This window comes from Chromohalobacter marismortui (assembly GCF_004364315.1).
GTDB lineage: Bacteria > Pseudomonadota > Gammaproteobacteria > Pseudomonadales > Halomonadaceae > Chromohalobacter > Chromohalobacter marismortui.
On record NZ_SOBR01000001.1, the window covers coordinates 604769 to 620485 of the forward strand.

The following is a 15717-nucleotide window of genomic DNA, read 5'->3' on the forward strand; positions in this document are numbered from 1 at the left end:
GATAAATAAATGAAGAGTACTTTTTATTCTGTTGGGCGAGCTCTTCGTTGGTCGGTGACACTGAGTCGAAAGTTTATTTTTGTAGTTCCTTGGTTTACGCTGCTAGCAGTTGTTTCTAGCATTTTTACTCAATTTTTTATGCTAGCTGGTTTTTTGCTGCCACTGAAGGTCATCCTCCTTTTAGGTAGTGAATCTGTACCTGGCTATTTCCCCTCCAGTTTTCAGGTTTTTGGTCGGGATGGCTTAGTATTGATACTGAGCTTGGCTTCAGTATGTTTTTACTTAGCTCACCTTCTGACAGGGAAAATTGTTGATTTTGCGTCTGATAGAGCTTGTAAGACTTTGTTGGGCCGAAGTAAAAAGCTAGCTATTTTTGAAAATCAACAGGAGATCGCATCTAAGGGGTATGCTCGGTACAGCCAAAATTTGGCTACTATCGGTTTTGTCTCATTATGTTTGTTGGTTCTGGCGTGGCTTTATTACGAAGTTGCAATTGTCATCGTAGCATATGTAATGTTATGTGTAATATTGTCCTGCGTCGTTTCTGCTTTCTCTAACTCTTTTTATCATAAGCTCTCAAGTGACCTAGGAGCAGTTTCGAAGTTGCTCGGCAGTTGTGGCTTCCTTTTATCATTCTCTTATATTGTTTTAGATCACTTGCTTGGTGCCCCATCAGGTATTTTGGTGTCGGTTGTAGCCTTGTTATTAACAAGGCAGACGTTTGGGCGTCTTGCAGGCTTTGCCAAAGATATACAAGGGGTATATGAGCAAAGAGCACAGTTAAGAGCGCTTTTTTTTCATGGCCACACCTTTTCTCAAGAACCTGCCTCCAGGAGCAAGGGGATTTGGCACTTGGTTGACCCTATAGCTCGTGATGCTTGGGTGGAGAAAGTTTTAGTTGACATACTTGATACTGACGCGTTTAAGGCTGAGATTGAATGGCTAGATATAGGATTGCCCGATATCATTTGTTTTCACGTAGATGTAACCGCTGAGGATGCGCGTTTACAATATGTAATGAAGCTATTTAATAATAACCGTTCTGCATGGGCCAAGCATGAGGCAACACTTCTATCTAGCCAGAGTTCTCTTCCAACGGTTCCTTTGGTTAAGCTTTCTTTGGTAGAGGGAGTTCATTGCCATGTTTTTGAAGTTACGGGCCTTAAGCAGTGTGGAAAAAAAGAGACAATTAAGCTGTCCGATAGTTTTCGTATGATGCTTATGAGCACGAAACCAGACCCAAGCATTATCTCTTTATACGAACGCTCTCATCCGATGCTATGGCAACGTATAGAGAATCAGTCAATAATTCACATGAGATATTTGCTTGATAAGCTTGCCAATCAAGAAGATATAGATTGTTTTCTTTTTAAGTTGAATGATATGAAGGAGAAGTTGCGTTGTTTGCCATTGGCCATAAACACTACAGATATAAAGCCAGGCATGATGTGGAAAAATGCTTGCGGAGAACACTTTCTAGTTAATTGGACTAAGTGGGTGGTTGAGCCTATTGGCGCTAAAATTTCTATTCCGTTTTTAAGTGAGTCTGATTTTTTTGATAGTGCTAAAGATGTTTCTTCGAAGCGTTTAGATGCAAAGGGAGTGGAGCCGGAGCAGATAAAGTTTTCTGCGTTAATATCAGAGTTTGAAACCCGTTTGCAGCGCGGTCGTTATATTGAGGCTGATGCACTGATATCTGAAATACTTTTGCACCTAAATGATGATTGAATTTTTTATTTGGAGCTTTTGTGCCTCGCATTGCAATGTTTGTTTGGAATGATGTTAGAAACGATGCTCGTGTGCTGAATGAGGCTAAAACTCTCGCTTCTGCTGGCTACGAGGTATATGTGCATGGCCTTTACACTGATGGTGTTACGCCTAGGGTAGAAAACGTAGCGCCGGGTGTGGTAATTGTTAGACATGGTTACCAGCAAGGCATCCGGCATTCAAAACCAAAAAAGCATACAGTAAACCGAAATGGTTTTGAGTTGTTCGTGTTGATGGCTAGCCGCATTTTTACACATATGGGGGTTTTGCTAAGCTTTTTAAAACAACGGCCATTAGTTATACATGCGCATGATGTGAATGTCTTGCCTACTGCTTGGTTAGCGGCATGTATTTGTCGGTCAAAGCTTATATATGATGCTCATGAGATAAGCTCTGGCCGTGAAGGTTATCGGAAAATTGGTCGTCTTGTCGCATGGATTGAGAAGAAGCTGATGCCTAAAGCTGGAGGGACAATTACGACTACCGAAGCCAGGGCGAAATTTTTTGCGCGTGCTTATAAGATACCAAGGTCACTAGTATTACAGAACCGCCCTAGGCTAGTGTCTGTTCGAGAAAATAACCGTATTCGGGAAGTTTTGGGCTTATCACATTCTTACCCGATAATAATTTACCAAGGTGGGCAACAGCCAGGTCGGGGCCTTGAACGTTTAGTAAAATGTGCTTCGGATGTACCTGATGCCTACTTTGTTTTTGTAGGAGGCGGCAGCCTTCATGATGAGCTGAAGATTCTTACCCAATCATTGGGTTTAGGGAGTCGTGTTTTTTTTATTCCGACGGTGTCGCTTGAAGAGCTTCCCAAATATACAGCCTCTGCCGATATAGGTATCCAGCCTATCGAAAACACCTGCTTGAATCACTTTACGACTGACTCCAACAAGTTGTTCGAGTACGTCATCGCCGGCTTGCCGGTCATTGCAAGTCGGTTGCCCGAGATCGGTAAGGTGGTGCGTAAGCATGACTTGGGAATATTAGTCTCTCCTGGCGATACTGAATCTTTGAGCTGCGCCATCAGAAAGTTGGTGAACGATTCTGAGTTGCGCTCAAGGTATCGTGCCAACGCTGTGCAGGCGGCACAAACTCTTAACTGGGAAACTCAGGAGCAAGGCTTGTTAGACTTTTATGCAAAGATATTGTCAGATCGGAGCATTGGGGAGTCACGCCCGTGAAGAAAAGAGGTAAGATACTCTTACTGAGCTTTTACTTTCCGCCTGATCTGGGCGCTGGGTCATTTCGTAGCCAGGCTCTGGTTGAAGCGTTGATGAAGCAGATGCCCACGGGCTATGCCCTTGAAGTGATATCCACGGCGCCCAACCGTTACGCCCAATACGATAGCGCTGCCCCTGAGATCGAAACCTTCGATCAGGGGCGGCTTACCGTGCGGCGTGTCGATTTGCCCAGTCACCAAAGCGGCATGCTGGATCAGTCGAGAGCCTTCCTCGCTTACGCATGGCAGGTGGCGCGGCTGACACGCGGGCAGCATTACGATCTGGTGATCGCGACGTCATCGCGGTTGATGACCGGGGTGTTGGGGCGCTTTGTGGCCGGGCGTGCGTCAGCGCGTCTGTACCTGGATATACGCGATATCTTCGTGGAGAACCTGCCTTTCCTGCTACCCAGGGGGACTCAACGCTTGGGCATCGGTTTCTTCAGTGCCCTGGAACGCTGGGCGGTTCGCTACGCGGCCAAGGTCAACCTGGTCTCGCCGGGATTCAGGGGCTATTTCGAACAGCGGTTTCCCGATCAGGTATTCACCTGGCATACCAACGGGGTAGACCCGCTCTTTGCCGATGGGGCCTTGCAGGATGCCGAACATCCGCAGCCGGCGACCGCTGATGTCGAGAATGCGCCCGGTTCGGCAGCCTCACGCTTGCGCGTGCTCTATGCGGGCAATATTGGCCAATGCCAGGGGATCGACCGCATCCTGCCGACGCTGGCCAAGCGCCTCGAGAATCGTGTCGATTTTCTGTTGATTGGAGACGGGGGGCGTCGCGAGGCGCTGGAAGCCGCCTTGAGTGCCGAAGGCGTTTCCAACGTCGAAATACGCGCGCCAATTGCCCGGGATCAACTGATCGAACAATACCGGCAAGCGGACGTATTGTTTCTGCATCTGAATGATATGTTCTGTTTCTCGCGGGTCATCCCTTCCAAGCTGTTCGAGTATGCCGCGATGGGCAAGCCGATCTGGGCGGGCGTGCGAGCCTTCCCGGCTGAATTCTGCCAGGCGCACATAAATAACACTGCTGTGTTCGAGCCCTGCGATGCTGAATCCGCACTGGCGGCTTTCGAGACACTGGCGATGGCGCTGCAGCCGAGGCAAGCGTTCGTCGAGCGTTTCCACCGGGACAGGATCATGAGGGAAATGGCCGACGATGCACTCGCGTTGATTCGCTGAGTGAATATGGTTGAATGTCGGCCTCGTTTCAGTGTCCTCGCATGGCTCCTATAAACCGGTTTGGATTGGGTTGACTCAATGAGCAAGTCACCTCGCAAGAAGGTCATTACTGAGCGTTTTCCGGCGCAGGTCTTCGTCCCCATGATCGATGCCGGCGCCGTGCTCCTTTCCGGCTTTCTGGCCTATTGCATCCGCTTCGGCTCTGTCGATGTGCATGACCGCTTTCTGCTGGGCATGGCGATCATCGCCATCTTCGTGGTGATGGCGAATTTCATCGATGGCGCCTATGTGCGCTGGCGTACCACCCGTCTTTCCAACATTCTGTTCCGCCTGCTTTGCATCTGGGCAATCGTCGCGCTGTTGGCGACCTCGATCATCTATCTGGCCGAGGCGTCCGTCCGCTATTCGCGCCTGTGGTTGGGGATGACCCTGCTATTCTCGTTCGTCATGGCGGCGGGCTTTCGGGTCCTGGTGATGCTGTCACTGAAACGGGCGCGGGCGCTGGGCAAGAACCTGCGTGGCGTTTTTCTCGTCGGGCCGCAGGAGAATTTGCTCAATGTCGCCCACGGCATGCGCCGGTCGCCGGGCGAAGGGTTTGCCATTGCCGGCGTGCAGCGCGTGAACGCGATGCCGGATGAGGCCTTTCTCGAAGCCCTGGCGCGCCGCGTGGAGGCTTCCGATGCGCGTGAAGTGTGGCTGTGCCTGCCGCTGGAGATGGGCGGCACCGTGCGAGACATCATGTTCGCCTTGCGCCACCAGACCGCCGAAGTGCGTTTCCTGCCGGAATTTCAGGACCTGAAGCTGCTCAACCATCGCATCAGCGAGGTGGCGGGGCGCTTCTCCATCGACTTGAGTGTCACACCCATGACGGAAACGACGCGCTTTCTCAAGCGCGTCGAGGATGTGGTGCTTGGTACGCTGTTCTTGCTGATCTCCCTGCCCATCGGGGCCGTCATCGCGCTTGTTCTGAAGTGTGAATCGCGCGGGCCGATCGTGTTCAAGCAGTACCGCACCGGTGTGAACGGGCAGCACTTCAAGGTTTACAAGTTCCGTTCGATGGAAGTGCACGACGAGCCTTCCGGCCAGATCACCCAGGCGCAACGGGGCGACCCGCGGGTGACGCCCTTCGGGGCGTTCCTGCGGCGTACCTCGCTCGATGAACTGCCGCAGTTCTATAACGTGCTGCAAGGGCGGATGTCGATCGTCGGGCCTCGGCCGCACGCCCTGAAGCACAACGACCACTACAAGGAACTGGTCGAGTCGTACATGAAACGCCACAAGGTCAAGCCGGGCATCACCGGTTGGGCGCAAGTGAATGGTCTTCGTGGGGAGACAGACACCATCGAGAAAATGGAAAAGCGGGTCGAGCATGACTTGTGGTACATCGACAACTGGTCGCTGTGGCTCGATCTACGCATCATCGGTTTGACGATCCTGCACGGTTTCATGCACAAGAATGCGTATTGACGCATCGTGTGACATGCAGGCTGACGGGCACATTGGTATATTCACGGGCCGCTGATGGTATCAGCGGCCTTTTCATGGAAGCGCCGTACGGTATGGCCATGTCGTTGCATGGTGCGCCGCGCGGCCTGATCGGCTGTTTTTGGGGGTGGAATGCTGCGTTCTCGCTTGTGGGAGCCTAGCGGTATCGGGCGGTCTCCCGGTGTGCTTGTGATCGTGGGCGTCGCGACGCTGCTGGTGTATGGCCTGTTGCGCGTGCTGTGGCCGGCCGTTGGCAGCCCGGCGGGGACTGCCATGGCGTTATTGGGATTGATCGCCGTGTTGACCTGGGGCCGGGAAATACGCGGTTCCGGGCCCTTGTGGTTGTTGCTGTTGTCCGTCGCCGTGCAGGTGCTGTCGTGGGTGCTGGGGTATTTTCACCATCCCGAGTGGGTGTCGAGCAATCCGGAAGTCGACCGGCTCGCGAAGTTGTTCATTTTCATCGCTGTGGCCTGGTGGCTGGGAGGCAGTACCCGCAACACCATGCTGGTGTGGGGATTGGCGGTACTGGGATACCTCGTCGCCTCCTTCGTGGCCGGTGGGCTGGATGAGTGGCGTGAAGGCCTGGAGGGCGTGCGCACCGGCTTCGGCATCCGCAATAAACAGCACGGCTCGATGCTGTTCGGGGTCGCCTTGCTGGGGCTTGTGATCTTCGCTCGCCGCATCATGACACATGACGCACGCTGTATACCCTGGCGCTGCGTGGCCTGGGTGCTGGCGCTGGGCATTTGCGTGGTCGGCATTGCCATCGGGCAGACCCGCGCGGTGTGGCTGGCGCTGGCCGTTTCTCTTCCGGTGGCCGTGTTGATCGTGCTGCTGTGGGCGCGCTCGCGTGGCATGGGCCAGCGTATGCTGCGCCCCATACTGGGCGGCGTCGGCGTGGGGCTGGTGCTCGTCGTGCTGGGCGGCGTGTTCTTCGGGGGCACGCTGAGCGAGCGTTTGGAGACGGAATCCGGCGTGGTGGTCGAGGTGCTGCAGGGCGACCTGCAAAACGTCCCCTATAGCAGCGTGGGCATCCGCATTCATACCTGGGTAGCTGCGGGCGAGTGGATCGCCGAGCGCCCGCTGGTCGGTTGGGGCGGCGAAGGGCGTAGCCTGGTGATCGACCATACCGCTTGGCTACCGGACAATATCAAAGAGCGCTTCGGTCACCTGCATAACTTCTTCCTGGAAGTCTGGGTGGCGTATGGCGTGCTGGGGCTGGGTGTCATCGCGGCGCTGGCGTTGTGGATCGGCCGGGGCACCTGGCTGGCGTGGCGCGCGGGTGTCATGCCCAACGACATGGCGCTGTTCGGAGCGGCGTTCTTCGTGTACTGGATGATTGTCAATCAGTTCGAATCCTATAACTCGTTCTGGACGGGGGTGTACATGCATAACCTCATCGTGGGGGGGCTGGTCACGCATATCTGGCGCTGGCAACTGGAAAGCGGCCGGCGCGTATTCGCCTGGCCAACGCGGCGGAGTCCGTGATGCGCACCTTGGTGGTCGTGCGTTCCCTCAAGATGGGGGGCATGGAGCGTGTCGCCGTCAATTTGGCGGATGCCTTTGCCGAGGCAGGGCATGAGAGCCACCTGGTGGCACTCAGGCGTGTGTCCGATCCGTTGGTCTCGTCCCATCATGGCGTTCAGCAGCATCAGTTGGCGCTGAGTCGTTGGACCCGGCTGACCGTCGTCGGGTTGTTCGCGGAGTTAATGGCGCGCTGGTTGCTGAACCCCCTTCTCAAGCGCGCGCTGTTTTTGGGCACGGGGCTGATGGGCGGCGTGGTGTTTCGCCTGTGGCTCAAGCGCTTCGAGCGTCGCTACGGCCGGGTAGATCGCATCGTCTTTCGGGGCATCGGCACCTTCGAGCTCGTATGGACGTTTCGCGATGAGCGCGCCTGTTACGTGCTGGAAAACATCTTCCATGTCAGGGGGCAATGCTGGCGTCGGCGGCTGTTCGCGCGTTGCCTGTATCAGGGGCGAGAGCTGGTGGCGGTCTCCGAGGGCGTGGCGGAAAGCGTCAGGGAGGCGATGTCCGATTGGCGGTTCGCGCCTGCCAGCCTGCGGGTCATCCCCAATCCATGCCCGATTCCGGCGATACGCGAGGCCATGCAAGCGCCTGAGCCGGATATTCCCGCCGAGCCGTATATCGTCAACGTGGCGCGTCTGGTGCCCGCCAAGGATCATGCCTTGTTGCTGCGCGCCTATGCGCGCTCGGGCGTGACCTTGCCGCTGGTATTGGTTGGAGACGGCCGGGAGCGCGGTCATCTCGAGACACTGGCGGGGGAGCTGGGCATCGCCGAGCGGGTGATCTTCGCCGGGCAGCGACAGAACCCGTACCCGTGGATGCATCACGCGCGGCTGTTCGTGCTCAGCTCGCGCTTCGAGGGCATGGGCATCGTGTTGTTCGAGGCGCTGGCCTGCGGCACGCCGGTGCTGAGCGTGGATTGCCCCGGTGGCATTCGCAGCATTCTCAAGGGCGGGCTCGAGGGCAGTGTCGTCGCCCATGACGAAGCGAGCCTGGCCTGCGGGTTGCAAGCCGCGTTGGAGGGTGAGCCACCGCCGGTGCAGGAGTCGTGGCTGGATGACTTCAAGCCCGAGACGGTCGCGGCGCGCTTCATGCAGAAGCCTGACGCGCGCTAGCCATTCTTTGCCATAGCCATATAAGACTTTCGTACTACGCTTCGTGCGCCATGATTGATATCATGCTAACTATTGATAAAGCATGACGATAACGAGACGTACGTATGGAAGATGGCTCATATCAAGCGTTAGGGCCGCGCGGAGAGAATTGGCCCGACAGCGCCAGTAGCACGCAAGGGTGCTGGTGATGCGCTTCTTGTTACCCACCCAACGACGGCTGCCGACGCCCCCCGCCGGCGATCCTGCCTTCGCGCCTCTGGAAGACCCGCGCATGTACTGGCCCGTGCAGCGGGCCCGTGTGTCCAAAGTGGTGCGAGAGGGCGCTCAATCCCTGGGCGTACCGGTGGAGCTGGGGTTGCTTGGCCTCTGGCAGCATGAATTACCGGGCGCTGCCTGGGTAGAGCGTATTGGCTTGCCGCGCCGTGCAGTGGAATTAACGCTCGGTGACAAGCTGATTTTGCACGTGAACCCGAACGACTTGATTCGAGCCACGCACTGGCAAGGCTGGCCCCATAAGTACCGGCCGACATCCTCGGCGTTCATTTGGGATGGCGAGTGGGACCTGCGACGCGGCGATTTACGCATCAGCTCCCGCGCGCGCTTCATCGCGGATATCGACGCCCATCGCGGCGACCTCGCGCAGTCGGAGGCGTTCGCCAAGTACATGGCCCGCCTGAGGGCCGGCAAGCCCTGGTCATCGCATCAGCAAGGCATCTTGCTGGATAGCGAGGCCCGTATACTGACGTTTCTGCGCGTCTACCTGAGTTTCATGGATGACATGGCGGTTCGAGGCTTCGATTCAACGCGTGGCAAGGATATGCTGGGTGTCGCCATTACCCGTGAAGGGCGGCTCCTCAAGATCAACCGCGGCCTGCATCGCCTGGCCATGGCCCAGCATCTAGGCTTGCCGAGCGTACCGGTCATGGTGAAAGCCGTTCACAGGGGATGGTGGGCAAGGGTGACCGAGGATGTGCGAGGCAAGCAGGCGCTAGAGCGCGTATGCGACGCATTGCTTACCTGCGCACCGGAAATAAACCCTGGGCCACTCGACCCTAGAGAATCGTGAAGGCAAAATGCTGTATGGCATTCTTCAAGAATTCACATGGCGTTTTTATTCCCCCATTGCCCTAATTTAGTTGGTACTGCCTTAGAGGTTGTTTTGATAATCAGTCATAAGTATAAGTGCATATTTATACATTGTCGTAAAGTGGCCGGAAGTTCCATTAAGAATACGCTATGGCCATATTTAGGGGATAAGGATATTGTAATAGGAAGTTTAGATGAGATTTTAAATAATGGGCATGCATTGAATGGGCAAGCTAAAAGGGCCTTGTGTCATCCTAGGGCGCTAAATGTTACACGGAAGGTCCTTTTTGAAAAAATTCTTCATGGTAATACGCACCGCTATCGCAACCTTGTAAATACTGCGGTTAAGGCAAAATATAAAAAAACACTTTTTAGAAATCCTGTGCATTCTCCGGCTGAGGCTGTGAGGCGCTATTTTCCTTATGAGTGGAATAATTACTACAAATTTTGTTTTGTGAGAAATCCATTCGATCAGGCTTTATCGGAATATTTTTATCAAACTCGGGGCTTGGAACGAGATGTTTCCTTTAGCCATTTCTTGAAAGCGATGCTGGGGGAGGTGGATGACCCAGAAATCGTGCCTCATGGCTTTAAAAGCAATTGGTCGTTGTTCACTCATAATGATGAGCCGATTGTTGATTATATCGGCAAGTACGAAAATCTAGAAGAAGATTTTGGCTTTGTCTGTCAGCATCTTGGTATTCCTTGCCAAGAAAGATTAATGAAAGAGAAAAAAGCACAGAAAGACAAAGGCGAAATTAGTAGTTGGTACGACGAAGATGATATTCAGAGAGTTAGATCTATTTATGCGGGTGAGGTTCGCTTTTTTGGGTATTGAGAAAAAGTTAGAATGGGAAGGAGAAGGCGTTTTTTAGAGAGAGGTTTTTTGTGTTGTTTTACAAGTACTGGCTGCTACGTCTCGAGTGGCTGGATAGACGATAAGCGTTAATTGCCAAATGGTGGGCGATCATACGAGATACGACACCTGCGCAGAAATTTCTTGTAAACTCTTCTTCGCGATTGGCCTTTTGTGCTACTTTGGGTTTGTAGTGATGTATAGATAGAAAACCCTTTGTATTTGGCTATTGGGCTTTTCTTAAATTCACATGTCTCCCCGAGATAGACATGAAATACAAAGTTAATCCCGTTTCAATACCCAATAATGTCGCTTTACGGCGACAGCCTCATCCGAAAGATGGGGTTATCAGCGAAGAGCAGTTACAAAGTTTCGATGATAAGTTCATATTTTATGATGTATTCATTGACCCTGACGTGAATGAGTTGGTGGGAATCGGTCCTCCCGCGCTAAACGTGAAGCCTTACGTCGAGGGCATGAAGGTCTGGGTGAACGGGCGCCAGCGGAAATTTTCTTTCGTTGACTATCCGGAGCACAAGGTGTCGCTGTTGAAGGCGCGGGTGCCGCATGCCGAACGTTATGAGGTGGTGCTGGAGTTTTCGGATGCGACGCACGAGATGACGTTGTTGAGAGATCCGTCGAGAGGTTCATCGTGGAGTTCGGCGGCGCCGGGGCGTAAGGTGCTGACCGCGATATCCAAGAACAATGCCGTTGAGTGGGTCGATGAATGGATCGATTTTTACAAGGCAAATTACGGCATCGACGATGTTTTCATTTACGACAATGGAAGCGACAACCTGGAAGCGCTCGAGGCGAGGGTAGGCGCGAAGGCGAATATCGTCAGATGGAATTTTCCCTTCGGCCCAACGGCCAAGCGCTTTAGTTCGTTTGCCCAGCCTGTCGCCCTGAATCATTGCCTGAAACGCTTTGCCAAGGGCGGGGTGCTGTTCAATTTCGACATAGACGAGCTCCTGGTTGCCGACCACGACCGCATCATGCAGGTGGTCTCCCGTCATAAGGTCGTCTACTTTGAAAGCCACAACGTGCCTTACGTGAGTCCCGGCAAGCGTGATTACTCGTTCCGCGATTTCAGGTATCGTTATCCGGAGAGGAAAAAAACGGCGCGAAAGTTTGTCTGTGACGCGGATGCCAATTTCTTGATTTCACCGCACAACACCTGGGTGAAGAAGAATTACCTCCTGGCGAGCCGCTTGAAGCGCAACAAACCGGACGCCCTGGTCGATACCGAGTCGTACTTTTTGCATTTTCTCGGTATTACGACAAATTGGCAGCCTGGCCTGAACAAGTTGAAGGAAGTTACGACGGATGGGCTGATGAAAGACGAAAGTCATATACGAATGATGCCTGTGAGCTAAAGTGGCGCCAGGATAGCGCTCACACAGGCACTGAAAAAAGGAATTTACAGTGGCTGGTGAAAGATCTTTTTTATTTGTCTCCGACCATTTGGGTGGAGGTGGCGCTCCGATCTCAATTTTAAATTTGGCGGAAGCGCTGGCAGGGCGCGGGCATGACGTCACCATTGCCGTGCTCAGCGATAAGGTGTGGCGTGAAATTCCCGAAGGCGTGATTGTTAAAAAGCTCCCGTTAGAGTACGAAAATATCTGGCAAAAATTCTGGCGGTTTCGACGTCACGCGAAAGAGATAGATAATTGGCTCGAAGAGACTGGTGATGATTACGATGTCGTTATTGCCAACCTTTATTATACGCATCAGGTCGTGATCCACTCTTCTCTGGCCGATAGGGCGTGGTTATGCGCTCGGACCGATCCGGTTCAAATGCTGCTTAGCAAGCGTGTTTCGAATTTTAAAATAAAGCATAAGATTAAAAAGATATATGGTGGGCGACGCGTGCTGGCCATTTCACACGGCATATTGGAATCGATATCCCGCTACGGGTGTGTTCCTCAGAACGCCAAGGTGATCCACAATATCATAGATGCAGATTTTGTACGTGAACGCATGCGTCAGGATGTTGAAGTGAAGGATTACATTGTGGCTGTGGGGCGCCTGGGGCTGCGTCAAAAGCGCTATGATCGTCTTCTTCGGGCTTACAAGAAAAGCGGGATCGCACGCAAGCTTGTATTCGTTGGTGATGGTGAAATAGAGAAGGCCAAGGCGCTCGTTCACGATCTCGAGCTAGATGAAAACGTCGTTTTTCTTGGCCAAAAGGCGAACCCATATCCTTATATTCATCATGCCGATCTTTTGGTATTGGCCTCTGACTACGAGGGCTTCGGTCGTGTCATCGCAGAGTCGCTGATCTGCGGCACGCCGGTGGTGAGTACCGATTGCCCCTCGGGGCCGCGGGATATTCTGACGGGGGAGCTGGCGTCCTGTCTGGTCGAGACGAACGACGAGGCGGCACTGGCGCGTAAGCTGCGAGAGGTGCTGGAAGCGCCGCCGGTGATAAGGCCCGAACATTATGAACGTTTTTCGCCTGATGTGATCGCGCACTGCTATGAGACGCTCGCGGGCTGACGCTGACCCGGCTACCGTCACATGCGCTTGAACGGCCCCTTTTGGGGTCGTTTTCGTTTTTGGCCGTAGCATGACCGTTACGGTGGGCCTTGGCGCGCGTGTGGTATAGGGCGGCGAGACGTATCGGCAATGTTCGCCCGCAGAATTTTGTAACGACAGCGATAGCTGTATAGGGTGGATGTTCATTTCGTGTCGAATGTCGATACCGGCGATGGGGCTCGGCGCCTCGACAACGCCTAAGAATCTGACTTACAACTTCAATATGATGGGGTGACCGAATTGAGCAACCAGCGACTGATCGGGCGCAGCGCCCTGATGTTCAGCACGGCTCTGGCTACTTTGCTTCTGGCGACGCCTTCCGTGTCGGCCAGTGAGGCCAAGCAGGAAGCGTCGGCCAGCAAGCGCGGGACGGAAACCATCGCCAACCAGTTCGTGTTCGGTTCCGGCAAGGAGTGTCCGCATGAGCCGTACTGCCTGCCCGCGCTCGAGGAAGAGTACGGCCTGCGCTTCGCCGATTTCGTGGTCACCGACCCCGGTGGCCCGCGCACGCGAGAGGCGCTCCTGAACGGAGACATCCAGATCGGCGTGCTCTTTACCACCAATGGGTATCTTGCCACTGACCGCTTCGTCCTGCTGGAGGATGACCGTCACGCCCAGCCGGCGGAAAACATCATTCCGGTGGCCCACCAGTCCATCGCCGACGCCTATCCCGAGCTCGGTAAGGTGCTCAATCCGCTCAGTGCAGACCTGACGACCCCGGAGCTGGCCGAGATGAATCGGCGCTTCGCGCTCGACGGGGTAGAGGCAGAGACCATCGCTCGGGAGTGGCTCAAGGAACACGGAGCGCCTGCGCCTTCGGAGAGTGCGCCGAACAAGGAGGGCCCCACCATCGTGGTTGGCTCCGGTAACTTCGCCGAGAGCATCATCCTGGCGGAAATGTACCACCAGGCGCTCGACCAGGCGGGATATCCCACCCGGCATCGGCGGGAAATCGGCAATCGTGCCACCTATCTGCCCCTGCTCAAAAGTGGTGAGATCGACCTGTTCCCGGAATACACCGGCAGTCTGGGCGGCTGGCTGAACACGCTCGCCGACACGAGCGGACAACCCCTGTCGGCATTGCTGCCCGAACACGACCTGGTGGGCTTCGAGCCAGCCCCTGCGCAAGACAAGAACGGCTTCGTGGTCACCGCCGAGACTGCGCAGCGCTACGATCTGGAAAAGATCCGCGACCTGGCGAAGCCCGCGCCCTGAAGCCTGTTCTCTCCTGAAGTTCGTTCTCTAGAGGAACGCCGCATAAAGCCCGCCGCAGCGCCCTGGCGTCACGAGAGGGCGTTGCGGCACTAGTCACATTCACCGGCCATTGGTCAACGCGGCCGAGGCATGGCGCCCACACGGGTTGTGAGAAGATATTAGTAGGATCGAATTTATTCGCGATAGTCCCTGTCCCAGATGCCCGCAACGCGGTAAGCTTCCAAGATCGAGACAGGAGCACGCATGGCGAGTCAACCCCACCACCCTCACGACCACAGCTATAAGTTGCTGTTCTCACACCCCGAGATGGTGAGAGATCTATTGACCGGGTTCGTCAAGGAAGCCTGGGTGAAACGACTCGACTTCTCGACACTGGAGAAGGTCAGCGGCTCTTATATCACCGAAGATCTGCGAGATCGCGAGGACGACGTCATCTGGCGAGTGCGCTGGGGCGACGACTGGCTCTATGTTTATTTGCTGCTCGAGTTCCAGTCGAGCGTCGATAGATTCATGGCCGTGCGAGTCATGACCTACCTGGGGCTGCTCTATCAGGACTTGATTCGTCAGGAGGCCTTTACCCCCAACGGCAAGCTACCGCCGGTATTGCCGATTGTGCTCTATAATGGGGAGAAGCGCTGGACGGCGGCACAAAACGTGGCGGACCTGGTCGAACAAGTACCCGGAGGGCTCGAACGCTATCGGCCGGACTTGGCCTATCTGCTTCTCGACGAAGGGGCGGTCATCAGCGACCCTGAGTGGTCGGATCATATGCGCAACGTGGCTGCTGCGCTCTTTCGATTGGAGCACAATCGCGACGAGCAAGACATGCTGGAGGTGCTGGGCACGCTGGTCGAGTGGCTCAAGGCGCCCGAGCAAACCGGGCTACGACGGGCCTTCGTGGTGTGGATACGCCGCGTACTGCTGCCCAACCGGGCGCCGGGGATGGAACTGCCCGAGTTCAATGAGCTGCAGGATCTACACGAGGTACACGACATGCTGGCAGAACGCATCAAGCAATGGCCTGAACGGTGGGAAGAAAAAGGCCGCCAGGAAGGTCGTCAAGAAGGGCGTCAGGAAGGGCGTCAGGAAGGCGAGCAACGGGGTATCGAGAAGACTGCCCGCAACCTGATCAAGCTGGGTGTACTCAGTGATGAACAGATCGCCGAGGCCACGGGGCTGACGGTGGCCGATGTGGAAGGGCTGCGCGAAGAAGACACGCAGTGATCGCGCGACGGCTTGCGTTAACACAATCATGACTGAAGTCCCTCTGACAAGAGCACTCCGCAAGGCATCCCGCATTACTCGACCCCACCAATGATTACGTCTTCAAGCGGCGGTAGACCTGCGGGATCGCGAGGACGACGTCATCTGGCGACGAAGGGGCGGTCATCAGCGACCCTGAGTGGTCGGATCATATGCGCAACGTGGCTGCTGCGCTCTTTCGATTGGAGCACAATCGCGACGAGCAAGACATGCTGGAGGTGCTGGGCACGCTGGTCGAGTGGCTCAAGGCGCCCGAGCAAACCGGGCTACGACGGGCCTTCGTGGTGTGGATACGCCGCGTACTGCTGCCCAACCGGGCGCCGGGGATGGAACTGCCCGAGTTCAATGAGTTGCAGGATCTACACGAGGTACACGACATGCTGGCAGAACGCATCAAGCAATGGCCTGAACGGTGGGAAGAAAAAGGCCGCCAGGAAGGTCGTCAAGAAGGCGAG

The 15717-nt window shown here is 54.9% G+C and carries 12 protein-coding genes and 1 pseudogene; all 13 read left to right on the forward strand.

Annotated elements, in window-relative coordinates; genetic code table 11:
• Positions 1-9 precede the first annotated feature (9 nt).
• Entirely contained in the window at positions 10-1728 is a 1719-nt protein-coding gene (locus C8E00_RS02690) for a hypothetical protein (RefSeq protein WP_133694177.1), read from the forward strand.
• A gap of 20 nt (positions 1729-1748) precedes the next feature.
• Positions 1749-2954, forward strand: coding sequence for a glycosyltransferase family 4 protein (locus C8E00_RS02695; protein ID WP_166638221.1), 1206 nt, complete (start codon positions 1749-1751; stop codon positions 2952-2954).
• 92 nt (positions 2955-3046) lie between these two features.
• Positions 3047-4180 (forward strand): glycosyltransferase family 4 protein, encoded by a 1134-nt coding sequence (locus C8E00_RS02700; protein WP_133694178.1) that lies wholly within the window; start codon positions 3047-3049, stop codon positions 4178-4180.
• Between the two features lie 78 nt (positions 4181-4258).
• Positions 4259-5647, forward strand: coding sequence for an undecaprenyl-phosphate glucose phosphotransferase (locus tag C8E00_RS02705; RefSeq protein WP_133694179.1), 1389 nt, complete (start codon positions 4259-4261; stop codon positions 5645-5647).
• 150 nt (positions 5648-5797) lie between these two features.
• Positions 5798-7153 (forward strand): O-antigen ligase family protein, encoded by a 1356-nt coding sequence (locus tag C8E00_RS02710; RefSeq protein WP_133694180.1) that lies wholly within the window; start codon positions 5798-5800, stop codon positions 7151-7153.
• Positions 7153-8304: a glycosyltransferase gene (locus tag C8E00_RS02715; RefSeq protein WP_243833087.1), complete on the forward strand. Its 1152-nt coding sequence runs from the start codon at positions 7153-7155 to the stop codon at positions 8302-8304. Before C8E00_RS02710 ends, C8E00_RS02715 begins: the two co-directional genes overlap by 1 nt.
• A 187-nt stretch (positions 8305-8491) precedes the next feature.
• On the forward strand, positions 8492-9370 hold the full coding sequence (locus C8E00_RS02720; protein WP_208291864.1) for a hypothetical protein: 879 nt from the start codon (positions 8492-8494) through the stop codon (positions 9368-9370).
• 36 nt (positions 9371-9406) lie between these two features.
• The gene (locus tag C8E00_RS02725) at positions 9407-10228 is read left to right on the forward strand and encodes a sulfotransferase family 2 domain-containing protein (RefSeq protein WP_133694183.1); all 822 of its coding nucleotides are present in this window, start codon (positions 9407-9409) and stop codon (positions 10226-10228) included.
• Between the two features lie 287 nt (positions 10229-10515).
• The gene (locus C8E00_RS02730; protein ID WP_133694184.1) at positions 10516-11622 is read left to right on the forward strand and encodes a glycosyltransferase family 2 protein; all 1107 of its coding nucleotides are present in this window, start codon (positions 10516-10518) and stop codon (positions 11620-11622) included.
• A 49-nt stretch (positions 11623-11671) separates the two neighbouring features.
• Positions 11672-12745, forward strand: a complete 1074-nt coding sequence (locus tag C8E00_RS02735) for a glycosyltransferase (protein WP_133694186.1) — start codon at positions 11672-11674, stop codon at positions 12743-12745.
• Positions 12746-13024: 279 nt separating this feature from the next.
• Positions 13025-13999 carry a glycine betaine ABC transporter substrate-binding protein gene (locus C8E00_RS02740; RefSeq protein WP_208291865.1) on the forward strand — a complete coding sequence of 325 codons (975 nt, stop codon included), beginning with the start codon at positions 13025-13027 and terminating at the stop codon, positions 13997-13999.
• A gap of 243 nt (positions 14000-14242) precedes the next feature.
• Positions 14243-15223, forward strand: coding sequence for an Rpn family recombination-promoting nuclease/putative transposase (locus tag C8E00_RS02745; protein ID WP_133694188.1), 981 nt, complete (start codon positions 14243-14245; stop codon positions 15221-15223).
• Positions 15224-15423: 200 nt separating this feature from the next.
• Positions 15424-15717 (forward strand): annotated as a pseudogene (locus C8E00_RS02750) (Rpn family recombination-promoting nuclease/putative transposase); the annotation flags it as partial.

Excerpts from the sequence above, each read along its gene's own strand:
- C8E00_RS02690 (WP_133694177.1), top strand. The coding sequence starts at position 10 with ATGAAGAGTACTTTTTATTCTGTTGGGCGAGCTCTTCGTTGGTCGGTG.
- C8E00_RS02700 (WP_133694178.1), top strand. The coding sequence starts at position 3,047 with ATGAAGCAGATGCCCACGGGCTATGCCCTTGAAGTGATATCCACGGCG.
- C8E00_RS02705 (WP_133694179.1), top strand. The coding sequence starts at position 4,259 with ATGAGCAAGTCACCTCGCAAGAAGGTCATTACTGAGCGTTTTCCGGCG.
- C8E00_RS02710 (WP_133694180.1), top strand. The coding sequence starts at position 5,798 with ATGCTGCGTTCTCGCTTGTGGGAGCCTAGCGGTATCGGGCGGTCTCCC.
- C8E00_RS02715 (WP_243833087.1), top strand. The coding sequence starts at position 7,153 with ATGCGCACCTTGGTGGTCGTGCGTTCCCTCAAGATGGGGGGCATGGAG.
- C8E00_RS02720 (WP_208291864.1), top strand. The coding sequence starts at position 8,492 with ATGCGCTTCTTGTTACCCACCCAACGACGGCTGCCGACGCCCCCCGCC.
- C8E00_RS02725 (WP_133694183.1), top strand. The coding sequence starts at position 9,407 with ATGGCGTTTTTATTCCCCCATTGCCCTAATTTAGTTGGTACTGCCTTA.
- C8E00_RS02730 (WP_133694184.1), top strand. The coding sequence starts at position 10,516 with ATGAAATACAAAGTTAATCCCGTTTCAATACCCAATAATGTCGCTTTA.
- C8E00_RS02745 (WP_133694188.1), top strand. The coding sequence starts at position 14,243 with ATGGCGAGTCAACCCCACCACCCTCACGACCACAGCTATAAGTTGCTG.